The sequence below is a fragment of the Paenibacillus sp. FSL K6-1230 genome (genome assembly GCF_038002385.1).
GTDB classification, from domain to species: domain Bacteria; phylum Bacillota; class Bacilli; order Paenibacillales; family Paenibacillaceae; genus Paenibacillus; species Paenibacillus massiliensis.
Map to the genome: position 1 here is coordinate 2922105 of NZ_JBBOCK010000001.1, position 24917 is coordinate 2947021.

Below are 24917 nucleotides of genomic sequence, written 5' to 3' on the forward strand. Positions count from 1 at the left end.
CAACCCAAAAAGAGGCCGCAACTTGTCCTGATGACATAAGTTGGCGGCCTCTTTGCCGACACGAAATAGCACGTCATTGTGCCTTCGCTGGATGAACATGTAGCCATGTTATTTTGATTAAAATTATAAAAACCAAAATATCAAATGTCAATATTCATGACACATAATTTTATAAAAACCTGAATTTTCGTTTTCGAACCCTTTTGATGTTAATTTTGTTGACTTATTTAAAATTGCAGATTATATTAGAACTAATATGAGCAGCACAACGAGGTGCTGTGTGTAATCGGCAATGGAGCCCTTTTCTTTTAATGGAAAAGGGCTTTTTCTGTCTACAGGAGAGGGAACGTTCGCAAAGACGCTTTTGCGCTGCAGGTGAACGATTGAGTCAGGTTTTCTGACTTTGATGAATGAGAGCTATTAATACAAGCTGGGAGCTGGAAGTGGGGAGTGCCATGGAGAGAACTAGACTACTCATCATTGGTAACGGAATGGCTGGAATCAAATGCGTAGAAGAGATTATACAGCTCGCACCAGACCAATTCGATATTACGGTCATTGGGGATGAGCAGCAACCCAACTATAACCGGATTATGCTATCCAAAATGCTGCAAGGCGGGGCTGAGTTAAATGATATCATTCTAAACGATTATAGCTGGTATGCAGAGCATGGCATTGAACTGATTACGGGAGAACGGGTTATTGATATTGATCCGCATGCCCGAACTGTCTTGACGACTGCCGGGACTTGTCGCACGTACGAGCGCTTAATCATAGCTACCGGCTCATCCTCTTTCATTCCGGCGCTTCCGGGTGTGGACCTAGAGGGTGTGATCTCATTTCGAAATATTGAGGATTGCAGCAGAATGGTGGAATATTCCCAGCGCTATAAGAAGGCAGTTGTCATTGGTGGCGGACTATTGGGGCTTGAGGCTGCGCGAGGGCTGCTGCACTTGGGAATGGAAGTCGTTGTTGTGCACAACACCTCATATCTGATGAACCGCCAGTTGGATGAGCCAGCGGCCGGGATGCTGCAGGCGGAGCTGGAAGGCCAAGGTATGCTATTTCGTTTATCAGCGGATACGAAGAGAATTAAGGGAAAGAAGCAGGTTACTGGCCTCGAATTCACAGATGGCACAGAGCTGAAGGCGGATATTGTGGTGATGGCCATCGGTATACGCCCGAATGTTGCGCTAGCCAAAAACTGCGGTCTACAGATGGGGCGGGCGATCGTGGTGGATGATTATATGAGAACAAGCCAGCCTCATATCTACGCTGTAGGGGAATGCGCAGAGCATCGCGGGATTACCTACGGTCTGGTTGCACCATTATACGAGCAGGCCAAAGCGCTCGCTGCACATCTGTGCGGACATGAGCATGAGGGGTACCGAGGCTCCATCCCTTATTCAAAGCTAAAGATTTCGGGGGTCGATGTATTCTCGGTTGGCAATCTGAGTGAGCCCGGGACAGAAACGGTTATCCAGCAATATGATGGCATTCGTCGTACTTACAAGCGGATAACAGCCAAGAATGGTGTCGTGCATAGTGCTGTGCTATTCGGTGATACGATGGAAGGAACGACTTTGGTAGGCATGGTACGCAGCAGCGCGTCTGTCAGTGAATTAGCGGCAATGACAGCTGCTCGGGCGGATACGGGCAACGATGGGTCATTGAGTCTGGTGGCTTCCATGCCGGATCAGGAGACCGTCTGCGCATGTAACGCAGTGAGCAAGCGAACGATCATGAATACAATACGTGAGCATAATCTGCAGTCGGCGGAGGAAGTCAGAGCACACACCAAAGCCTCCGGCTCCTGTGGCGGATGTCTCAATATCGTCAAGGCGTTGGTACAGTACGCTCATACAGATATGGGAAACACTAGCCAAGCTGCTGCTTCGCCAGTCCAGAGGAAGGCGCCACTATGTGAATGCACTGATCTGACTCACGCTGACGTATGTAGCCAATTGCGCGAACTTTGCGAATCTGATCCAGGGCTGACGACTGTAGCGGCTATGGCTAGGCTAGGATGGCGGTCATCGACTGGCTGTGGACTCTGCATGCCTGCAATTGAATATTACATTGATATTTTGCATGAAAAACAAGGATTGCAGCAGACTCACAAAGTATCGGATCATCAGGATCTGGCCACTTCAGGCAACAGCTTGTATGTGATGAGTCATTCTGCTGACGCTATGTCGGGAGCATTGGCTGAACAGGGGAGAAGACTAGCGAGTCGACTCTCAGAGAGCTGGAGCGGTATAGTGTTTCCAACTAGGGTCAACGCTGTCGTCAATACTATCAACGACCCCATTCTGGTCCTGCACGTACAACCGATTGGACTTATGCGAAGTCCCATAGGCTGGGAAGTCTATGCTGGCGGTCATTCACACTCGCCTATCTGTGAGGCGCAGCTTGTCGGGGTGGAAGAGGATGAGGAGCATGCGCTTCAGCTTCTAATGGCATGCTTGCAGCTCTACAGACATACCAGCGAGTATGATGAACGAATGTCTGAGTGGCTGGATCGGATAGGACTCACCACGGTGCGTGAACAGTTGCTGGATCTGGAACAGAGAGCAAGCTTAGTGGACTCGATCCAACGCCGTGTGAGAGTACCATTAGAGCAAACATAGAAAAGAGAGAGTAAGCAAGGTAGAGCACAGCTGGAGAAAAGACAGAGTTATCGAATGGACATGGCTAGCGAGGGAATGAACATTATTCATCTAGGATGGCACGGAGCACCATTCATCTTAGATGGCAATGAGCATAATTCATCCTAAATAGAAATGGGGAAAAGGGATGCTAACTACATTGACGCAATGTCCTTTTTGCAGTGTACAATGCAAGGCTGATATACGGCTGGAGGAGAGAACACCACAGGGCAGGTCGTTCGTTGTCCAAGGAGCTCCTAATGCGGCTTCCCAAGGAAGATTATGTGTCAAAGGGCAAAATGCCCATCAGCACGCACAGGGTCGCGATCGTCTGAAGCAGCCGCTGATCCGAAAAAATGGCGAGCTTACCCCAGCTAGCTGGGCGGAGGCGCTGAGTCTGGTAGGTGCACAATTCAAGCAGACCACATCCCGGTTTGGTCAGAATGCTATCGGTGTATATGGGGGTGGCTCATTGACCAACGAGACGGCCTACATGCTGGGCAAGTTCGCCAGGGTGGCACTTGGCACTAGATATATAGACTATAATGGTCGTTTTTGCATGTCAGCCGCAGCTTCAGCAGGCGTCAAGACGTTCGGCATGGATCGTGGAATGACCTGCCGTCTGTCTGATATTGCCGCAGCTTCTTGTATTATTCTGGCGGGTACCAACATAGCGGAATGCCAGCCTACGTTAATGCCGTATTTTCTCCAGGCCAAGGAGAAGGGGACGAAGATCATTGTGATCGACCCAAGACATACAGCTACGGCTGCCCTCGCAGATATTCACCTGCAAATCAAGCCGGGCACGGATGCTATTCTGGCTGCTATGTTCATGAAGATCATCGTCTCTGAGGGACTGGTTGATGAGGATTTTGTTGCTAGTCGAACGGAAGGCTATGCAGAGCTGGAAGCTGAGCTAGCCGGGCTTGATCTGTCCGAGATGGCTGATCGTTGTGGGCTTGCGCTTGAGCAAGTGCGTACAGCCGCCATCATGTACGGTGATGCTCCGACAGGGATTATATTTACAGCACGCGGAGTGGAGCAGCAGACGGACGGTCATCTGGCTGTGAGGGGACTGCTGAACCTCGTGCTTGCTACAGGCAAGATTGGACGTGAAGGCTGCGGTTATGGAGCGGTGACCGGACAAGGCAATGGGCAAGGCGGAAGAGAGCATGGACAGAAAGCCGACCAGCTGCCAGGATACAGATCCATTGAGAACGATGCGGATCGTGCTTATATTGCTTCTGTATGGGGTATACAACCGGAGGGTCTGCCGCGCCAAGGTGTATCCGCTTATGAACTACTTGAACGGATGAATTCGCAGGAGATCCGTACGCTGTTCATTATGGGCTCCAATCCTGTCGTCTCCAGTCCGCATGCAGATCGAGTGGAAGAGGGCTTGAAGAAGCTGGATTGCCTCATCGTTGCAGATATGTACCTGTCTGAGACTGCGCGGATGGCAGATGTCGTACTGCCGGTAACGTCCTATCTGGAGAACACGGGAACCATGACGAATCTGGAGGGACGTGTGCTTCTGCGTGAGGCCGTTCAGCCCCCTCCAGGCGAAGCTTGGCATGATTGGATGATTCTGCGGGAGTTGGCACGGAGCCTGAGCAAGGAGCAATACTTCCAGTATACGTCGGCTGAAGAAATATTCGAAGAGCTGCGGATTGCGAGCAAAGGCGGAACTGCAGATTATTATGGAATAACCTATGAACGTCTGAGACAAGAGGGAGGAATTTACTGGCCCTGTCCCGCAGAGGAACATCCGGGTACAGGCATGCTATTTGCAGAGCGATTCGCCCACGCAGATGGAAAAGCGGTCTTCGCACCGTTCCAGCTTCCTCAGCAGACAGAATTCCCGGATGGAGAGTATCCATTGACCTTAACTAATGGAAGGGTGCTGGCTCATTATCTGACGGGGGTACAGACCCGTCGCAGTCCTGCACTGGCTGCCAGACAACTGCATAACTTCGTGGAAATTCATCCGCAAACAGCTCAACAATACCGGATTAGGGAAGGTGAATGGGTAGAGATATCATCCCGGCGGGGCAGCTTCACTGTGCGCAGTAAGTACAGTGCTGCAATTCGCCCGGATACGATCTTCGTCCCCATGCATTGGGGCGGCATTCAGAATGTGAACAAGGCTACGAATCCGGCGCTGGACCCATTCTGCAAAATGCCAGGCTTCAAAACGGCCGCTGTTCGGATACGGACAGCAACTCTGGACTAACCGAGCTGTTGAACAGCATGCAGGAAAATAGGATCTACAGAAATGTAGTGAATTACGTGGAGTGTCGACAGATCAGAGGAAGCAGATGTGAAAAGGCAAGTATCCGTAGTATTTATGCGGATGCTTGCCTTCTTATGTGCATGCTGGAGAGGATCTTTGCATCATGGAACTCCATCTCTTTTGGAGCTTTAAACTGCCTGCAAAATGTTAATTTTTATTAATTTGTGATTGACAGCATGAAAAGATATAAAGTAACATTGTTTTCATTATTGTGTGAAATATTTCGGAAATAAGGAGAAAAATATGGACTTTAAATCAAGTTTTTCAGAAATCCACAGCATTTCTCGAACAATTTTCCAAAACCCAGAGCTTGGCTACAAGGAATTTCAGACCAGTAATCTGGTTAAGGATTTCCTTCAGCGCGTGAATCCCGGTATTGAGTTGGAGGGCTTTAGCACTACAGGGCTCAAGACTACTTTGGGCACCGGCAAGCCGTTGAATATCGCGTTCATTGCCGAGCTGGATGCAGTCTATGCCCCCTCACATTGGCAGGCCGATCCTGCAACAGGTGCGGCTCATAACTGTGGGCACTATACCCAGGTTGCCATCGCACTTGCTCTCTATCAATACTACTACAACACCAAAGCTTATGAAGCGCTGGATTATGCGCTCACCTTTGTCTTCGTGCCTGCGGAAGAGTACCTGGACCTGGCCTATCGGGATCAGTTGCTTGAGGAAGGCAAGATCTCCTATTATGGCGGCAAGCCGGAAGCGATGAAGCTCGGCGTCTTCGATGATATTGATGTTGGCATTTGTGTGCACGCTATGGGTGGGGAGTTCGAGCGCAGAACGATTGAGATTAATTGTGACCTGGCAGGCTTTTTGTACAAAAAATATACCTTCAAAGGACAAGCCTCGCATGCAGGCTTCGATCCATTCAGTGGTAAAAATGCATACAGCATGTCTACGTTGTTCAATGTAGCGCTTGGTCTGGCTCGACAGCAGCTGCGTGATACAGAGAAGATTCGAATGAACCCGATTGTACTTCAGTCCGATATGTCCACGAATGTAATCCCTAATCATATTACTGTTGGCAGTGATCTTCGCACCCAAACCGTGGATTACATGAAGCTAGCAGCCCAGACGATGGACAAGGCTGCTTTGGGAAGTGCACTGGCTCTTCAGGGTGAGGTGGACATCGCTACTCAAATGGGGTATTTGCCCTTTGTGCAGGATCGTTATCTGTCCGAATTCGTGCAAGAGGCCTTCCTTGCCAACGATGAAATCGAGGATATCTACAATAATAACGCGATCAGTGCAGCAGGGGACATTGGTGATCTGGCCTACATGATGCCATGTATTCAGATCGGCTACAGTGGCTTCACGGGGACGATCCATGGGGATGATTTCAAGGACATTGATCCGGAGTTCATCTATGAGGTGTTCCCAAGGTTCCTGACGCAAGTGCTGGAGCGAATGAGCGGAAGCATTGACCGCAGTCGGTTGTATCGGAGAAGCTTTGCTTCTTATGAGCAACTGTTAGCATCCATCGTTGAGCCTCCCCAATCCAAGGCTGAACATCCCTTTAGCTAATAGATAGTAATAACATACAATTCATTGTGAATTGTGATGAGAGCCAGCACAGATCTGAACATAAGACTAGAAATGAGGTTAGCCTGAACTATGACTAGAACGAAATCCTATATTTATCTGCTTGCTTTCGTGCTGTTAATCATTACGGTGGCAGAGTTCATTGGTATTCAATCCATTCCCGTAGGTAACATCCGTATTAGTCTGCTTCCGCTTGTATTCGCTATTCTGATCACTATGGTATTAGGTATTCCCGTTCTGCGCAAAGGCATCATGACCAAAATTTACAGCAAGACGAATGTGAACTTCGCCAGTAAATACTTGATTTTCATCATGCTTCCGCTAATGGCTCGTTACGGGGCCGATGTAGCGCCGAAGCTGGATCAGATCCTCGAGGTAGGCTGGGTGTTCCTGCTTCAGGAGATTGGCAACCTCGGAACGATACTGCTCGGGCTTCCGATCGCTATCCTGCTGGGATTGAGAAGAGAGGCAATCGGGGCGACACTGGGACTTGGACGTGAAGGAGAACTCGCTTATATTTCTGAAAAGTATACACTGGATTCGTCTGAAGGAAGAGGCGTATTGTCTCTTTATATTATAGGTACATTGTTTGGTACGCTGTTCTTCAGCATTATTGCTCCGATCTTGCATGCGATGGGCTTCTCTATTGAAGCATTAGCCATGTCCGCAGGCGTCGGCTCTGCCAGTATGATGACAGGCGCATCCTCGGCTCTTATAGCGATCAACCCGGAGATGACAGAGACGATCAACGGCTACGCGGCAGCAAGCCAACTGCTAACCAGCTTTCTGGGTACCTATACCATGGTCTTCCTGGCAGTTCCCCTGCAGCGCTTCATGTACAAATTCATGGTAAGAGGTGATCGTTAATGAATCCGGTGGTTTATAAGTATGGTAAATATGCGTTGATCATGCTGCTAAGCGTGTCTCTTATTCTCTTCACTGAGCAAGTCAAATTCTGGCGTGCGGGCGAGGGTGGCCATGTCGGTCTAGGGACGATATCCGGTCTGGCTGTGCTGTGGTTGTTCTCGTTCATTGGAATCCTGATTGCTGAGGTGATGAAGAGACAGCCGATCAAATTCCTGGCGGAATTTCCAGTATTGGGCTGGGTATCGATTACTTCTCTTATATGCTGTCTGATATCGGATGTGTTCATTACGGCTATTGCCAATGTCAATTTCTTATCGATTACAACCCCGATCCTTACATTTGCAGGCATTTCAGTAGCAGACAGGCTGGTGGATCTGCGGAAGACTTCTTGGAAAATTGCCATTGTAGCTGTATTCGTCTTCACCGGCACGTATTTGGGAAGTGCAGTCATCTCGGAAATTGGTTTGTCACTGGCTGGAAGATAATTTATAACTGATTTCATAAGCCCGCTGATCCAGAATATTGGACAGGGGGCTTTTTTATTTCACTTAGTACCATGAAACATCACTTTCCATTATGAATCACAATAACAGTCATAGAAAATAATTATGACTTATATTGGGGTAATAATGTTGCATATAAAATATATATGACGTATTATATGAATCAATAAAGCAATAAGTTGGTAAATTACCTTCTGACTGGCATCATAATAGACCTCATGAAGGAGGCGGGCGGCGGGATAATGATAACGGTGCTGAACAGATATAGCGGTCAGCGACACGATGTGGATTCCGGGACCTGCACAGCCTGCATGGAACGGAAGCGGAGGGATTGACGATCGAACTAACACCAAGACAAATGGATATTGTAAATATTGTACAAAAGCATGCACCGATTACTGGTGAGCAGATTGCAGAAATGCTGAATGTCAGTCGGCCCACCCTGCGGACAGACCTGTCCAAGCTGGTAATCTTGAATTATATTGATGCCAAGCCCAAGGTAGGCTACTTTCTCGGCAAGCGTGGTACACAGAACCGGGATGAGAAATTCCGACTTCTGCAGATGAAGGTAGGAGACATTCATAGCGTACCCGTGATTGTCCGGGAGACGACGACGATTCAGGATGCTGTAGTATCTCTTTTTCTGGCTAATGTCGGGAATCTGATCGTTACCGATGAGCACGGACATCTGGCAGGTGTAGCCTCGCGGAAGGATTTTCTGAAGGTCACACTCGGCAATCCTACAGCAGGTGCGATTCCGGTGAGTATGATTATGACCAGGCAACCGAATGTGGTCACAGTATCTCCGGAAGACACCATTATGGACGCAGCTCGCAAGATTATTTCTCATCAGATTGACAGTCTTCCAGTCGTCATTCCGGTAGAGTCGGACTCGCCAGGAGAGCAATGGAAGGTTGTAGGTCGCATTACCAAGACGAATATCATTAAAATGTTGCTGGATATGGTAGCAGAGGAATAGTGGGAGGAATGGGATGGTTCAGTCTTCAAGTCACTTTATAGCGGTATGCTCAGACTCGATTGGCGAGACAGCCGAGGCGGTAGTGCTGGCTACGATGAGACAGTTCGAGCTGCCGAACACAGAGATCAAACGATATATGAATGTAAGAGATGAAGAGGAACTGACCCAGATGATGGAGGAGGTCGCAAGGCGTGGTGGATTTGTGGCCTATACACTGGTCCAGCCGGAGCTGCGAGAGCTCATCAAGGAGGAAGCGGTCAGATTGAATGTGCGGGCTGTGGATGTGATGGGTCCGATGATGCAAGCGATGGCTGATACCTTCAACAATGATCCCAAGGAGAAGCCGGGTCTGCTCCATCGACTGGATGATACGTATTTTCGGCGAGTGGAAGCGATTGACTTCGCAGTACAATATGACGATGGCAAGGATGTAAGCGCAATACAAAGAGCGGATATCATATTGCTGGGTGTCTCGCGCATATCCAAGACGCCACTCTCGATGTTTTTGGCACACAAGGGCTTCAAGACAGTGAACTTCCCGCTCGTTCCAGAGCTGACGCCACCTGCGCAGCTATGGGAAGCATTGCCTGGTAAAATATTCGGCTTAACGATCAAGCCAGAGGATCTGTTGAAGATTCGCAGTGAACGCTTGAAGGTCATGGGATTGCCGCATAATGTGCAGTACGCCACACTGGAGCGTATTCAGGAGGAAATTGATTATGCTATGAAGCTGTTCGCCGAGCTGGGTTGCCCGGTTATTGACGTGACGGATAAGGCGATTGAAGAGACGGCGGGTCTTATTACTAAAGAGCTGTAACGCTAGTTAACGCTTGCTTACAAATTAAACAAGAAGCATATATATGGAGGGATGATGGTTATGGAAAGTCAATTGGCCTTGGAGTTGGTACGTATTACAGAAGCGGCTGCTTTGGAATCCGCCAGATGGACAGGTCGCGGTGACAAGCATAGTGCAGATGATGCCGCTACCGTAGCCATTCGAACTCATTTTAATTCAGTATCCATGGACGGCACCGTCGTCATTGGCGAAGGCGAGATGGATGAAGCCCCCATGCTGTATATCGGTGAAAAGGTAGGTAACCGGAAGGGGCCCAAAATTGATATTGCTGTGGATCCATTGGAAGGCACAGAGACGGTGGCTAACGGGCTGAATAATGCCCTGTCCGTCATTGCCGCTGCTCCAGCGGGCAGCTTGCTGCACGCTCCTGATATCTATATGCAGAAGCTGGCTGTGGGACCGGAGCTGGCCGGCAAGCTCTCATTGGATGATTCCATGGAGGACACCTTGATTAAGGCATCACGTATTCTGGATAAGTCCCTGTCTGACCTCACAGTCTCCATCCTGGACCGTACCCGTCACGAGCATCTGATCAGTGTCCTGCGTAAAGCAGGCGTACGTATCAAATTGCTCGGTCATGGGGATGTTATGGCTGCGATTGAAACCTGCACAGATAGCGGTGTGGATATGTATGTGGGGTCCGGCGGTGCCCCGGAAGGGGTTCTGGCGGCAGCTGCACTGAAATGCATGGGTGGTGAAATTCAGGGGCGCTTGCTTCCTGAAAGCGATGAGGATGTGGCCCGCTGCATTCGGATGGGCTTGCAGCACCCGGATGCATTGCTGAGTATGGATGCGATGGTCGGTGGCCAGGGCGTGCTGTTCGTAGCCACGGGAGTAACTCCTGGCGATTTCCTGCCAGGTGTGAAGTACCTGCCGCGCAATCAGGCCGAGACGCATTCGGTGGTCATGTATTCCGAGACGAAGACCGTCCGGTTCGTGCGCAGTATGCACCGTCTGCCGCTACTGCAAAGTGATCTGGCCGCTGCGGTCTCCTATTAATTCTATGAAGTTAGATTTGTAGTTCGGTATTATCCGTATTTCAATCCAGCACGATTGGAATGTGGTTAATATAGCTTTGACTTTATTGCCATTGTGTAATACTCCGTACTTGGCGTACTTGGGCAGCCTGCTCGGGTACGCTCTTTTTGTATCTATAATGCGTATTTTTTGATGGGAGGGGTTCTTTAATTCCTCCTGGTCATGTAAGGTATAGCTGATTATATGCTGTATAGTGGGTGCTCCTATGCTGTCGTTTGTAAGAATATGACTAATTTGGACGTATGAATTTAACTGTGCTAGACTATTAGAATTACACGGAAAGGAAACTCAAACGAATGACAAACAAAGTTACGAAGATTATGGGCGCAACTCTATTGTCTATTTCACTTATTGCTGGAGTTAGTAGTGCTGTGTCGGCACATGACGTTTTAGTATCCAAAGAAAAAAATGAAATCATTGAAGCTAACCCTTCAATCAAGGATTCACTAACATGGGAATTGAAGGGGAATGTAATGGACCCTACGAATACCTACTCTGTGACTGCTGGATATCCAAATATAAAACTGTATGCCAAAAATACAGGAGCCGCACCCTATAGAGTTGAGGTACAGCACATCAGCAAGAAAAGGGTCATTTTTAATGAGACCGTTGCAGTAGGTAAGACCGTAGAAGTCATAAATAATGACAGTAATCCACTTGTCCCCTCAGGCACTTATTTAATAACTATTTATGGTGGAGCGGGCCTCCCCAAAGGAGAACTCGTTCTTGAAAGCTCCTACACGAAATGGCCTTTAAAAAACGAAGCACGATAGCAGCGATAATACGTGCCGTACAGATTCAACTTTTCAATTCCAGTTCTCGCCTTTTAGCGAGGGCTTTTTTGTAGTCAGGATGAATAAGGTTCTAATTGGCCCCAAAACTGTGAAAAACGATATTATGCGTGTTGACTATATCTCTAGTCTATCAGGGTAGCACCCATACAATGAGCGGAGCCAGCATTGAGCCGAACACTGCACTGAGCGTAAGTGCAACTGTGCTCGTAGAGACCACAACCGGGCCGAATTCTACCGCCTTGCTCGTCCCAAGCGCGTGTGAAGCGGCTCCAAATCCGATGCCTAGCCCGATATCATTAGTGATTCTGAAGCATCTGAAAATCATAGGTCCGAGTACGACACCTGTAAAGCCGGCGATCATCACGAACACCGAGGTAATGGATGCATTCCCGCCTAATCCTCCGGCAATGCCCATCGCCACAGGTGTTGTGATCGACTTGGGCAGTAGGGAAATGATCAGCTCCGTGGGATAGTCCATCCATAAAGCCAACCCGATGCCGCTCAACATGCCTGTCAGAATTCCGACAGCAGTTCCTCCAAGTACAGCCCGCCATTCTTTTAGCAAAACATCCAGCTGCTTGTACATGGGATAGGCTAACGCTACAACAGCTGGACCGAGACAATAACTTAGCCACTGTCCGCCTCTCATGAACATATCATAAGAGGTTCCCATGCCCAGTAGGAGGATGATAATCAGCGCAGAGCAGGTCAAGGTTGGTACGAGAATCGCCCACTTGAGCTTCCGATACAGTGCGTTCAGCACAGTGAACAACACCAGGATAGCTACAACTACGGCTGCTTCGAGAAGGATTTCGAGCATGTGGCAGCCTCCTCGGAATTTGACGTCAGCTTGGTGAGCCACTGTGTGGCTTTACCGGAGAGAACCATGGTCAGCAACGTGCTGAATATTACAATGAAGATTAGCCACTGTCCACCACCGGTGAACACATGGAAGTAGTTCATAACCCCAACGGTGGCAGGCACCAGAAAGAGGGGGATGTACTTCTGCAGAAATGTAGCTCCATGCATGACCCAATTCTCTGGAATGATGTGCAGTTTGAGTGCTGCAAACAACAGCAACAGCCCGAATATGCTGCCAGGAATCGGGAGTCCGGTGAGCGACTGAAGCAGTAGCCCTGCACTGTAAAATGCAGTGAGTAGAGCAAGCTGTAAGAAAAATGAGATGATTTTCATCGTGTTATGGAGAGTCTAACGCTCTCCATGTGCCCCCTTGCAGTCTAAAAATGTAAAGCTATCTTATCCCAACGTTATCGGTTTCTACAAGACCCGAAATGAAAGAGTATAAAAGTAAGCGTTGACATCAAAAATCTTCTATGCTAATTTGTTGAGGTAAGTACTTAACCGAATACGGGATTGTTACTGGTAAAGCAGGCAAGACCTAAATTGTAGAGCATGGGATACGTATGTATTCTGCCGCTTCTTACGATTTAGGTCTTTTTTTGTTGCTGATCACGTCCCGCAAGACCACATGACACAGCTAAGGGGGATTAAACAATGGGCAAATTTACAGAGCTCTCCAATCGTATTGTAGAGCATGTAGGTGGCGAGGAGAACGTCGTTGAACTGTATCACTGCATGACGCGGCTTCGCTTTAAGCTAAAGGATTTCGCAAAGGCGGACAAGCAGCAGCTTGAGCAGTTGGATGGAGTAATAACGGTGGTGCAAGGAAACGGGCAGTATCAGGTGGTCATTGGCAATGATGTTAATGCTGTATACAAAGAGATCATTGCACAGCATGACATCAAGGCAGCAGGAGAGGCGAAGGAAGAGGCCAAAGGTGAAAAATCCGGCAATCTGATCACACGCTTCTTCAACACGATGTCCGGGATCATGACGCCAATCGTACCGGCCTTAGCCGGAGCAGGGATGCTGAAGGCTGTGCTGGTGATTCTAAGCACGACGCTTGAGGTGCTGTCTCAGGACAGCAGTACTTACAAGATTCTGGCAGCCGCTGGCAACAGCGTATTTTATTTTCTGCCGCTGCTATTAGCCATTTCGACGGCAAGGCACTTCGGAGCGAATATGTTCGTGTCCCTGACCATCATGGGCGCCTTGCTTGAGCCGAATTTTACAGGTCTGATGAAGAGCATCGGAGATGTCACCAGCTTTATCGGCATTCCAGTCGTACTCATGTCTTATACAGGAACATTAATTCCGGCGATGCTGACCATTTGGGTCTATTCTTACCTGGAACGTTACCTTAAAAAAATCATTCCCGCCAATATCCAGATGTTCGCCGTACCGCTGCTATCCCTGATGATTATGGTGCCGCTGGCCGCCGCTGCAGTCGGTCCGGTGGGTGTATATCTCGGAAATGGGATCGCATCAGGAATTAATTATCTCAGCAGCTCCAACGGGCTCATCATGGGCGCTCTGATCGGTGGGGGCTGGACACTGCTTGTCATGTTCGGACTTCATTGGGGGATCGTCCCGGCGATGCTGAACAACCTTAGTCTGCATGGGTTCGATACGATCAAGCCGCCCTCCGCAGCAGCTACCTTTGCTTCCTCCGGCGCTGCGCTAGGAGTGTTCCTGAAGGCCAAGGACAAGAAGCTAAAAGCCTATGCCTTATCCGCTTTGATGCCGTCCATTCTGGCTGGTGTAACGGAACCGATTGTGTACGGAATTTCAGTGAAGCTGAAACGCCCATTAATTGCCCAGATTATAGGCGGTGTGATCGGTGGTGCGTTTATCGGTGCGTTCCACTCCACGGTACTTGCTTATGTATTTCCAGCTGTTACGACATTGCCTGCCTTTGCAACCGACACCTTTGTCTATTTCCTGATTGGAATCACTGCTGCCTTCGTCATTACGGCTGTACTGACTTATATATTCGGCTTTGAGGAGCAAGCAGAGGTAGCACCGTCTGATAGGAGCAATGCAGAGACCCTGCAACAGCAAGCCTCTTCCATTCCGGTAGCAGACGCTCAAGAAACAGGCGTAGCTGCTCCAGTTAGCGGCCAGGTCATTCCTCTTCAAGAAGTCTCTGATCCGGTATTCTCTTCCGGTGCTATGGGGGACGGGGTAGCTATAATACCAGAAGAAGGAAAAATCTATGCCCCGGTCGCCGGAACCGTAACATCCATAGCCAAGAGCAAGCATGCCATTGGTATTACAGCAGACGATGGCTTCGAAATCCTGATTCATGTTGGGTTAAATACCGTTAAGCTCAAAGGAGCACCGTTCGTGCTAAAAGTAACCGAGCAGCAGCAGGTTCGCGAAGGAGAACTCCTGATGGAGTTCGATCTGGAAGCGATTCGCCAAGCAGGTCTTGAGCTGACGACACCTGTCATTGTGACGAATCTGAATACATTTCACCGTGTAGAGGCGACAGCTAAGCGTCAGGTCTTGTATCGTGAGCCGCTGCTGAAGCTGCATGAATAATGACAAACTAAAAAATGGGGGTTGAGACTGTGGATCATCGCCAAAAATCACCGTTTCCGGGCGGTTTTCTGTGGGGAGCGGCATCCGCCGCTTATCAGATTGAAGGAGCCTGGGATGCGGACGGAAAGGGGCCTTCCGTATGGGATACTTTCACCAAGCAGGAAGGAACGACATACCAGGGGTCGAATGGGGATATAGCCGTCGATCACTACCATCGCTATAAGGAAGACATTGCACTGATGGCTGAGCAAGGCCTGAAGGCATACCGATTCTCCGTTGCCTGGAGCCGTATTTATCCAACTGGCCGGGGGGAGGTAAACGAACAGGGGCTGGCCTTTTACGATGACCTGATCAATGAACTGCTTGCCCACGGCATTGAACCGATTTTAACCCTGTACCATTGGGATCTGCCGCAGGCTCTGATGGATGAGTACGGCGGATGGGAGTCGCGCCGAATTATCGAGGATTTTGATCACTATGCAGTTACGCTGTTCCGCCGCTACGGGGACCGGGTAAAGTACTGGGTATCCTTGAATGAACAGAACTATTTTGTAAGCTACGGCTATGAGACGGCACTTCATCCACCGGGCGTACGTGACCGCAAGCGTATGTATGAAGTCAACCATATTGCGAATTTGGCTAATGCCACCGTCATTCGCTCCTTTCGTTCGTGGGTTCCTGACGGGCTGATTGGCCCGAGCTTTGCTTACAAACCGTATTATCCCATCAATTCTGATCCGGCGAATATTCTGGCTTATGAGAATAGCGAGGACTTGAATAATTACTTCTGGATGGATATTTACGCTTGGGGACGTTATCCGACTACGGCCTGGAGGTATCTGGAGGAGAATGGCTTGACACCGACGGTCCAGCCTGGGGATTTTGAGCTGCTGGCATCCGCCAAGCCTGATTTTATGGGTGTCAATTACTACCGCACAACGACAGTAGAGCATTATGGACTGCATAACGAGCTTGAGCTTGGGCTTAAGAATACATCTGGTGCAAAGGGCTCCACCAAGCATTCCGGTATTCCCGGACTGTACAAGACTGCGGCCAATCCCTTTGTGGAGACCACCAATTGGGACTGGGACATTGACCCACAAGGAATGCGCATTGGCATGCGTCGCATCATGAACCGTTATCAGCTGCCAGTACTGATCACCGAGAACGGACTAGGCGAGTTCGACAAGCTGGAGGAGGGAGATCTCATCCGTGACGACTATCGCATCGCTTATCTTCGCAGTCATCTAGCTGCTATTCAGGATGCGATCTCGGATGGAGTAGAGGTCCTAGGCTATTGCGCATGGTCTTTCACAGATCTGCTTAGCTGGCTGAATGGATATCAGAAGCGCTATGGTTTTGTGTATGTGGACCGGGATGAATTGGACGCTAAAGAGCTGCGCCGTATCAAGAAAGAAAGCTATTACTGGTATAAAAATGTCATTAAGAGCAATGGTGAGGAATTGTAGAGAAGGTACATGGACTAGTGTGTTCATAGAATAACGGCCACCATCACGGCCCCTATTATTACGACTACTATAATCACGACAGCTATAGAAACGAGGGAGAAGACATGATTTCAAATACAGCATTTCCCAAGCATTTTCTATGGGGCGGCGCCATAGCCGCCAACCAGGCAGAAGGAGCTTGGAAGGAGGGTGGCAGAGGCCCATCTATTAATGATGCCTTGCGACATGGAATCGTAAATGGCGTGCTGGATGAGGAAATTGATTCAGGTGTGTACTATCCAAGTCATGAGGCCATTGACTTCTATCATCATTATAAGGAGGATGTGGCACTCTTCGCAGAAATGGGCTTCAAATGTCTGCGCACCTCGATAGCCTGGTCCCGGATTTTCCCGAAGGGGGATGAGGAGGAGCCGAATGAAGCCGGTTTGCAGTTCTACGATCAATTATTTGATGAACTGCTCCATTATGGGATCGAGCCAGTCATTACAATCTCCCACTTCGAGACGCCGCTCCACCTGGTGCGGGAATATGGAGGATGGACGAACCGGAAGCTTGTTGCCTTTTTTACTCGCTACTGCGAGGTCATTTTCAGACGTTATGGGCACAAGGTAAAATACTGGATGGGCTTCAACGAAATTAACCATATGCATACTATACCGCTGGCTGCAGGTGGTATTGAGCTACGGAACCCGGAGCACAAGCTGCAGGACATATACCAAGCCAGCCACCATCTGTTCGTGGCTAGTGCTGCGGCCACCAAGCTATTGCATGAAATCATTCCGGGTGCCCAGATGGGGTGTATGCTCTCGTTAAGCATTATCTATCCGAATTCCTGTAATCCTGATGACGTATTTGAGAGCTACGAGCTACGGCGCCGTTCCCTATTCTACTCGGATGTGTTGCTGCGCGGCGCGTATCCCAAGTATGCAGAGCGAATCTTCAGAGAGCATGATATCAAGCTGGTCATGGAGCCGACAGACTTGGCATTGATCAAGGACTATCCTGCTGATTACATTGGATTTAGCTACTATCGCAGTACGACGCATAAGGCAGGCATGCCGATTTTGGGGAATACTGGTGGTATTATGGGGCTAGATAACCCGCATCTGCGAAAGACCTCATGGGGCTGGCCCATTGATCCGAAAGGGCTACGTTATGTATGCAATGAGATCTATGATCGGTACGAGAAGCCAATCTTCATCGTAGAGAACGGATTTGGTGATCGGGACGAGCTACGTGAGGACGGAACGATTGTGGATGACAGTCGTATCCAATATCTTAATGAGCACCTGATCGAGCTTCATCAGGCCATGCTGGATGGATGTGAGATTATGGGGTATACCTGGTGGGGGCCGATTGATATTGTCAGTGCTGGCACAGGGGAAATGAATAAGCGCTATGGCTTCATCTATGTAGATAAAGACAATGAAGGACGTGGAACGCTGCGCCGCATGAAGAAGAAGAGCTTCTACTGGTATCAGCAAGTCATCGCTACGAATGGAGAGATTCTCTTACAGGCAAAGGACGATTCAGATGAGAATAGAGCGAGTACTGAACAATAATGTAATCATCGTCATAAATGAGCATCATAAGGAATCGGTCATCATGGGAAAGGGGATTGCTTTCCAGAAGAAGGCCGGTGATCATGTCGAACATGACAAGATTGAGAAGATGTTCACGCTGGACAATAAGGGACTGTCAGAGAAGCTGCAGGCCTTGCTTGCGGAAATACCCATGGAGCACATGGAGGCGTCGGAGAAAATTATTAATTACGCCAAGCTCCAGTTGGGTAAAATTTTGCATGATAGTATCTATGTCACCCTTACGGATCATATTAGCTTTGCGATCAAGCGCGCTTTCAAGGGAATGGACCTCAAGAATCCGCTGTTATGGGAGGTCAAACGCTTCTATAAAGAAGAATTTGAGGTTGGGCTAAAGGCTCTTCAAATACTGCGTCAGGATCTGGGTGTAGTGCTCTCGGAGGACGAAGCGGCCCAGATTGCTCTTCATCTGGTAAACGCCGAGCTGAATGAGAACATGGGCAATATGGTTGATATTACCAAGGTTATGCATGATGTGCTCAGCATCGTCCGCAAGCATTTTGCATTTGAATATGATGAAGATTCGCTTGTATATTTTCGATTCATTACACATTTGAAATTTTTCGCCCAGCGTCTGATCAACGGAACAGATGCCACCAGCACGGACAATGCACTCTTTGGGATGGTAAAGGAGCAATATAAGGAAGCCTTCGCCTGTGTGGAACGGATCAAGGTGTATATTCACAAGACGTACCAGCGTGAGCTGACCAACGAAGAAATGCTGTATTTGACCATCCATATTGAGCGTGTAGTCAACCATCGCTAAATTAGAATGTGATTTGGCATCGCAAGAATCTCTGATGCCATACAAGAAACTAAGGCTGTTCCCCAGGAAAGACGGGTCCTGCGGGAATCAGTCTTTTTTTCATAGAGAGAGGCAGTGGATTTCATGTGTCCTGAAGATGTAGAACTTTTAACTTACGAGGATATAAGGTATTCTGTTATATGTTGCAATTGCTGTAGGTGCTACAGGTGTAGCAGATTCAGTGACTTCTGACTGGATTCATGTCACATTTGATGCATTGTACAACAAAACTAGATAACGGTAATAGATAAAAGGAGAGAATCGTATGAATGAAGTCATTAATACGCTGAAGGATCATCGTTCTATTCGTTCGTATACGAATGAGCCTGTCAGTCAGGAACAGCTGGATGCCATTATTAATGCTGCGCAAGCTGCTCCAACCTCCATTCATGGTCAACAGGTAACGGTCATTGGTGTCCAGGACGCTGAGCGTAAGGTGAAGATTGCCGAGCTCGCAGGTAATCAGAAATGGATTGCGGATGCGCCTGTATTTCTGCTGTTCTGCATGGATTTCAACAAGGCGCGGGTAGCCATGGAGATGGTAGGGGAAGAGATTGTCATTACGGACAGTGTAGAATCGACCATTGTGGGGGCGACCGATGTAGGGATTGCTCTGGGCTTTGCGATCGCTGCTGCCGAGTCGATGGGGCTTGGCATTGTTCCGATTGGCGGAGCGCGGCGGAATCCGATCGAACTGATTGAGCTGCTCGGACTGCCTCAATATGTAGTTCCTGTCTGCGGACTTGTCGTGGGTCATCCAGCGGATCGCTCAGGCTTGAAGCCTCGTCTTCCCAAGGCTACCTTCTATCATGAAGAGACGTATAATCATGAGCTCGCCCCGTGGATTGAGCAATTCAATGAACAGTATGGTCAATATCTGACGGAACGTGGAGCAGAGAAAGGACGCAACTGGTCTAATACCATTTCTGCATACTACACACGTCTGTACTACCCTCACGTGCATCATATGGTGAAGAAGCAGGGCTTTGGATTAGATCGATAACCACCAGATTCGGAGTGAAATATCCAATTTGGACTTTGTAAACCGATTGAAATATGTACGAATTGTAATCTAATGTGTGCAACCTAAGTGATGGCTTGCATAGGCTCAATATAGCGTTTGTACGTTCATATAAGAAATATCCACGATGGTCAGGGGCAGCTTCCAGTAGTTATTACTGTAGAGGCTGCTTTTTCTTGTTCTATTTAAGCTTATCAGTAGTTGACAAGAGATTCATTGTAACTGATAATTATTCAGTGATAATCATTATCATTTGTGTGCGAAAATTCTATATGAAGCAAGGAGATTAGGAGAATATGAAGAAAATCTGGAGTTCATGGATCACATTAATCGCACTGGTCGTGGTGCTGGCAGGGTGTGGAGCAGCAGGTGGGAATGGAAGTACCGATACCACCAATAATGAAGGGTCTAATACTACGACAGCTGCTGAAGGACCTATCACAGTTAAGCACAAATACGGTGAGCTTACGCTAGATAAGCCTGCTGTTCGCGTGGTTGCACTGGAGTGGACGCTCACAGAGGACTTGGTCGCATTGGGTGTGCAGCCTGTTGGTAGTGCCGACAATGAGAATTACAAGCTGTGGGTTTCCCCAGAGGCGGCTCTGGATAGTAGTGTAACGGATGTCGGTATGCGCTGGGAGCCGAATCTGGAGGCCATTGCTGCGCTCAAGCCTGATTTGATTCTGTCCAACTCAGACAACAATGCTGCAATCTACGAGCAATTGAAGGCAATCGCGCCGACTATGGAATTCAATTTCTATGAGGGTGACGGATACAGTTATGACCGTATGGTGGATGTCTTCAATGAAATCGCCAAGGCTGTAGGGAAGACAGATGAGGCTGCGAAGGTGATCAGTGATCTGGATCAGCATTATATTGAAGCCAAGCAAAAGCTTGCCGATGCAGGAAAATCTGATCTTCATTATGTATTAACACAGGCGTTCACCGTGCAAAATGCAGCGACACTGCGTCTCTTCGCAGATAATTCCGTAGTCGCTGGTACACTGGCCAAGATCGGGATGATTAACGACTGGAAAGCCGAGAAGCATGAGGCGTACGGCTTTGATACGAAGGGTATTGAGGCATTGCCAGCAGTACAGGACAGTAACTTCATCTATATAACACAGAAGGATGATGATGTTTTCGGGAAAGCGATGAAGGATAACTCTGTCTGGAAGGAACTGAATTTTGTTAAAGAAAACCGCCTCTATGCGCTAGATGGTACCTCGTGGACCTTCGGTGGGCCGATTTCATCCAAAGTCCTGGTAGATCAGGTAGTTGGTGAGCTTACCAAATGACCGGCGGTACAGCAGAGCATTCATCACAGCATGGTTGGCGAATGACAAGTATTTTTGGGGGCGGGATTCTCGCCCTCTTGCTGATTTTTTTCATCAGTCTCTGTTACGGTGAGGCAGCTATTCCCTTAGCTACAGTATGGGATGCCTTAGCTCACCGTCAACAGTCACTGGAGCATAACATGATTTGGGATTTGCGCATGCCCCGTACCGTCATTGGCTTACTGGCAGGAGGAGCTCTTGGGGTCGCTGGAGCTTTACTGCAGACGATAACCAAGAACCCACTCGCAGCCTCGGATACATTGGGGATCAATGCAGGTGCGTATTTTAGTGTTATTTTAGGTACGGTGATGTTCCCAAGCCTGTTGCAGCATTCCCCATTTGTGTTCGCTGCGGGGGGAGGACTCTTGGCAGCCGGCATGGCTTATGTCATGAGCGGAGGCCGCTCCGCAACGCCAGTAAGACTTGCTCTGTCCGGCCTGATCGTCTCGATGGTGCTGGGCTCGTTCACTAGTGCGCTACATATTTTCTTTGCATTTGAGACGCAGGGATTGTTCCTGTGGGGTGGAGGCACGTTGATCCAGAATGATTGGAGCGGTGTAGCGTATGCATGGCCATGGGTTGTGGGAGTAGCCGTTCTTGTCTGGTTGCTTTCTAGACAGTTTGATGTACTCGACCTGGATGAAGCGACTTCCTCCTCGCTTGGTCAGCGTGTGAATCTGACACGGGGGATCGGTCTACTGCTCTCCGTAATACTGGCTGCCATAATCGTTAGTGTCATTGGTCCGATAGGGTTCGTTGGTCTGGTGGCCCCCCATCTGGTAAGGCTCAGTGGCCTCAGGTCTCACCGACTGCTGATACCAGGTACGTTCTTATGGGGCGCGGTGCTGCTGACCGCAGCAGACGTCCTGGCACGGATGATTCGCAATGGAAGTATGGAGATGCCGACAGGTGCCATGATGGCACTGATTGGTGCCCCTTGGCTAATCTGGCTTGTATTGTCTCGTATGAAGCTCGCTGCTGGTGGGAATCATCAGACCTCGATGAGTGTCGGAGGCCGCTCCAGACGTGTTCGCTATGTCGGTCTCGCATGGGCGCTTGGAACAGGTACCCTGTTGCTGCTTCTGCTCAGTACGATGTTCGGAGGAACGAAGATTCCGTTCACCGATTGGTTCTATACACTGATAGGGCAAGGAGAAGGACTTCATTCTGCCATGCTTCAGCTACGGATTCCACGCACGCTCGTTGCTGCTGGAGCAGGAGCTGCACTGGCTGTCAGTGGCGTGCTGATTCAGATGGCCGTCCGCAATCCGATGGCGGATGCATCTGTGCTAGGGGTATCGTCGGGAGCGGGTCTTGGAGCATTGGCAGTGCTGATTGCGTTTCCACAGATTCCTATTGTCCTCCTGCCGATTGCAGCCATCATTGGAGCAGGTGCGGCAGCGTTCATTATTTTCTTCCTGTCATGGAATAAGGCACTCAGTCCGTCGGTTATCATCCTGTTGGGGATCGCGGTCTCGGCAATGGCCGGCGCGGGAATTCAAGCCTTGATCGTTCGCGGCTCCCTGTATGGCAGTACGGCGTATGTCTGGCTAACGGGAAGCACATATGCACGGAGCTGGGAGCAGGTCTGGACGATTGGAATTTTCCTGGCGGTGCTACTTCCAGGTGCATGGTTGCTGGCCCGCCGCTTTGATCTGCTCGTCTTTGATGACCATACGTCGACGGGACTGGGACTTTCTGTTCGCCATACCCGCCTATGGGCAATGCTGGCGGGAGTATTACTGGCCGGAGGTGCTGTGGCTTGTGTGGGGACGATTGGCTTCATTGGTCTGATTGCACCACACATCGTGCGCGTATTGATCGGACATCATGTGCGTCATTCCATCGTGTTGTCGGCATTACTGGGAGCTGTACTGCTTGTATTGGCAGATACAGTTGGGCGAACAGTCATTGCTCCCACAGAGGTGCCCTCAGGCTTGCTGATTGCACTGATTGGTGCACCTTACTTCCTGTACCTGATGTATCGCAGCAATTGGCGGAAGCCTGGTAAGGGCTGAAGTCAATCACACGTATCGACGATAGAGAAATAGATAGAAAAGATAGAAAGACAGTAAAGACAGTAAAGACAGTGAAGATAGAAAAGATAGAAAAGATAGAAAAGATAGAAAAGATAGAAAAGATAGAAAGATATAAGCAGCACTGGATGTTGCTGCTTATATCAGGGTGAAGCTTAGCGAGAAGATGTAGATAAAGTAACACATTCACAAGCGGGTTAGGCGCATGGTGCCTCCCGCTTTTTTGTCATTTATGTCATGCATTTTTCTAATAAATGGTCCCCGTTGTGTCATAACTTATGCCTCAATATAAGCTTTGTCCGCTCCTATAATCTTTTGAAATATCATTTGTTTCGTTGGAAATCTGCTTGACACAGCGCTGGAAGGGCTATATATTAATGTTTGTTAATCGTAATAATTACTAATTAACGAAAATGAGTACGAGTCGAATCATAAGTAGCTAACATAAATCCCCAATAAAAGGAGTAGAATCAGATGACAAATCAACGAATTCCTGTAACTGTACTAAGTGGCTATCTGGGCTCAGGCAAGACAACCGTACTTAACCATGTGCTGAATAATCGCAAAGGCCTTAAGGTAGCCGTAATCGTTAATGATATGAGCGAGATCAATGTCGATGCTGCTCTGGTCAAAGGAGAGGCAACGCTCTCGCGTACAGAGGAGAAGCTGGTGGAGCTGTCCAACGGATGCATCTGCTGTACGCTGCGTGATGATCTAATGCAGGAGATTGAACGATTGGCGAATGAAGGGCGTTTTGATTACATCCTGATTGAATCGACAGGCATCAGCGAACCCATTCCGGTGGCTCAGACCTTTACCTATGCCGATGAGCAGACCGGTGTTGATCTTACGCGGCTGGCCAGATTGGACTGCATGGTAACGGTAGTGGACGCCTATCGCTTCTGGCATGATTTTGCCTCTGGTCAGAGCTTGCTGGATCGTGACCAGGCCGCAGGCTTGGAGGATACCCGCGAAGTTGTTGATCTGCTAATCGATCAAATTGAGACCTGTGATGTGTTGTTATTGAATAAATGTGATCTCGTAGAGGAGAACGAGCTCAACAGACTCGAGGGAATTCTCCGGAAATTGCAGCCAGGCGCCAAAATCATCCGCACTGTGAACGGGCAAGTGAACCCTTCTGAAGTTCTGAACACGGGGTTGTTCGACTTCGAGAAGGCCAGCATGTCTGCGGGCTGGATTCAGGAGCTAGAGCAGGAGTCGCATACACCGGAGACAGAGGAATATGGAATTCGCTCCTTTGTGTATCGGCGTCGAAGACCATTTCACCCATCCAGGCTGGCAGACTTCATGAATCATTGGCCTGAGGAAGTGGTGCGAGCCAAAGGACTTGTATGGGTTGCTGCGAAGGAGGATGTAGCTGCAAGTCTCAGCCAGGCCGGTCCTTCCATTCAGTTTGGGCCTGCAGGGTATTGGGTTGCTGCTCTACCAGCTGCTCAGCAACAGGAGATTTTGCAATACGAGCCAGAGGTAGCAGTTCGATGGGATAGCGATTGGGGCGATCGGCTAACGGAGCTGGTCATGATTGGCATGGATATGGAGCAAGCCGAGCTGGAGGCAGAGTTGGATCAATGCCTCGTTCGAGAGGATGAGCTAGCAGGAGACTGGAGCAGGTTCGAGAACCCGTTGCCTTGGTTCAGTGATGCTGATGATTCTGGCGATCCACAGCTGCAGTAGCATGAAGTGAGGCATGCCC

19 protein-coding genes are annotated in these 24917 nt (G+C 49.0%); 17 read left to right on the forward strand and 2 right to left on the reverse strand.

Translation table 11 applies throughout. The features are described 5' to 3' along the window. The first annotated feature begins 410 nt into the window (after positions 1-410). The 9 genes from MKX74_RS12670 to MKX74_RS12710 all read left to right on the forward strand — a co-directional run bounded on the left by MKX74_RS12670 (position 411) and on the right by MKX74_RS12710 (position 11508). Positions 411-2630: an FAD-dependent oxidoreductase gene (locus MKX74_RS12670; protein ID WP_341178609.1), complete on the forward strand. Its 2220-nt coding sequence runs from the start codon at positions 411-413 to the stop codon at positions 2628-2630. A 166-nt stretch (positions 2631-2796) separates the two neighbouring features. Beyond that, positions 2797-4881 (forward strand): assimilatory nitrate reductase catalytic subunit NasC, encoded by a 2085-nt coding sequence (gene nasC / locus MKX74_RS12675; protein WP_341178610.1) that lies wholly within the window; start codon positions 2797-2799, stop codon positions 4879-4881. A gap of 303 nt (positions 4882-5184) precedes the next feature. After that, on the forward strand, positions 5185-6474 hold the full coding sequence (locus MKX74_RS12680; protein WP_341178611.1) for a M20/M25/M40 family metallo-hydrolase: 1290 nt from the start codon (positions 5185-5187) through the stop codon (positions 6472-6474). A gap of 90 nt (positions 6475-6564) precedes the next feature. Beyond that, the gene (locus MKX74_RS12685; RefSeq protein WP_341178612.1) at positions 6565-7359 is read left to right on the forward strand and encodes a DUF3100 domain-containing protein; all 795 of its coding nucleotides are present in this window, start codon (positions 6565-6567) and stop codon (positions 7357-7359) included. Then, positions 7359-7844, forward strand: coding sequence for a hypothetical protein (locus MKX74_RS12690; protein WP_341178613.1), 486 nt, complete (start codon positions 7359-7361; stop codon positions 7842-7844). Before MKX74_RS12685 ends, MKX74_RS12690 begins: the two co-directional genes overlap by 1 nt. A gap of 376 nt (positions 7845-8220) precedes the next feature. Then, on the forward strand, positions 8221-8841 hold the full coding sequence (locus MKX74_RS12695) for a helix-turn-helix transcriptional regulator (RefSeq protein ID WP_018884611.1): 621 nt from the start codon (positions 8221-8223) through the stop codon (positions 8839-8841). Positions 8842-8854: 13 nt separating this feature from the next. Further along, positions 8855-9658 carry a pyruvate, water dikinase regulatory protein gene (locus tag MKX74_RS12700; RefSeq protein WP_018884610.1) on the forward strand — a complete coding sequence of 268 codons (804 nt, stop codon included), beginning with the start codon at positions 8855-8857 and terminating at the stop codon, positions 9656-9658. A 60-nt stretch (positions 9659-9718) separates the two neighbouring features. After that, complete coding sequence (gene glpX, locus MKX74_RS12705; protein WP_018884609.1) at positions 9719-10696, forward strand: class II fructose-bisphosphatase; 978 nt, start codon at positions 9719-9721, stop codon at positions 10694-10696. Between the two features lie 335 nt (positions 10697-11031). Then, a complete protein-coding gene (locus tag MKX74_RS12710; protein WP_025681800.1) occupies positions 11032-11508 on the forward strand; it encodes a hypothetical protein in 477 nt (158 codons plus the stop codon). A gap of 151 nt (positions 11509-11659) precedes the next feature. On the opposite strand, the gene MKX74_RS12715 is transcribed toward MKX74_RS12710, so the two are convergent. Both MKX74_RS12715 and MKX74_RS12720 read right to left on the reverse strand, forming a co-directional pair. Next, positions 11660-12349, reverse strand: a complete 690-nt coding sequence (locus tag MKX74_RS12715; RefSeq protein ID WP_341178614.1) for an LrgB family protein — start codon at positions 12347-12349, stop codon at positions 11660-11662. Further along, a complete protein-coding gene (locus MKX74_RS12720) occupies positions 12319-12723 on the reverse strand; it encodes a CidA/LrgA family protein (RefSeq protein WP_341178615.1) in 405 nt (134 codons plus the stop codon). The genes MKX74_RS12715 and MKX74_RS12720 overlap by 31 nt, the downstream gene beginning before the upstream one ends. A 321-nt stretch (positions 12724-13044) precedes the next feature. Here MKX74_RS12720 and MKX74_RS12725 point away from each other — a divergent pair, with 321 nt between their 5' ends. From MKX74_RS12725 to MKX74_RS12760, 8 genes are all read left to right on the forward strand, one after another. Continuing rightward, complete coding sequence (locus MKX74_RS12725; protein WP_341178616.1) at positions 13045-14934, forward strand: beta-glucoside-specific PTS transporter subunit IIABC; 1890 nt, start codon at positions 13045-13047, stop codon at positions 14932-14934. 29 nt (positions 14935-14963) lie between these two features. Continuing rightward, positions 14964-16403 (forward strand): glycoside hydrolase family 1 protein, encoded by a 1440-nt coding sequence (locus tag MKX74_RS12730; protein ID WP_341178617.1) that lies wholly within the window; start codon positions 14964-14966, stop codon positions 16401-16403. A 104-nt stretch (positions 16404-16507) separates the two neighbouring features. After that, positions 16508-17965 (forward strand): glycoside hydrolase family 1 protein, encoded by a 1458-nt coding sequence (locus MKX74_RS12735; protein WP_341178618.1) that lies wholly within the window; start codon positions 16508-16510, stop codon positions 17963-17965. After that, positions 17937-18770 carry a BglG family transcription antiterminator LicT gene (licT, locus tag MKX74_RS12740; protein ID WP_341178619.1) on the forward strand — a complete coding sequence of 278 codons (834 nt, stop codon included), beginning with the start codon at positions 17937-17939 and terminating at the stop codon, positions 18768-18770. The genes MKX74_RS12735 and licT overlap by 29 nt, the downstream gene beginning before the upstream one ends. A gap of 304 nt (positions 18771-19074) precedes the next feature. Then, positions 19075-19812, forward strand: a complete 738-nt coding sequence (locus MKX74_RS12745; protein ID WP_341178620.1) for an NADPH-dependent oxidoreductase — start codon at positions 19075-19077, stop codon at positions 19810-19812. 314 nt (positions 19813-20126) lie between these two features. Beyond that, positions 20127-21128, forward strand: a complete 1002-nt coding sequence (locus MKX74_RS12750) for an ABC transporter substrate-binding protein (protein ID WP_018884599.1) — start codon at positions 20127-20129, stop codon at positions 21126-21128. Beyond that, the gene (locus MKX74_RS12755; protein ID WP_341178621.1) at positions 21125-23185 is read left to right on the forward strand and encodes an iron ABC transporter permease; all 2061 of its coding nucleotides are present in this window, start codon (positions 21125-21127) and stop codon (positions 23183-23185) included. The genes MKX74_RS12750 and MKX74_RS12755 overlap by 4 nt, the downstream gene beginning before the upstream one ends. Before the next feature lie 492 nt (positions 23186-23677). Further along, positions 23678-24898: a GTP-binding protein gene (locus MKX74_RS12760; RefSeq protein ID WP_018884597.1), complete on the forward strand. Its 1221-nt coding sequence runs from the start codon at positions 23678-23680 to the stop codon at positions 24896-24898. Positions 24899-24917: the final 19 nt, after the last annotated feature.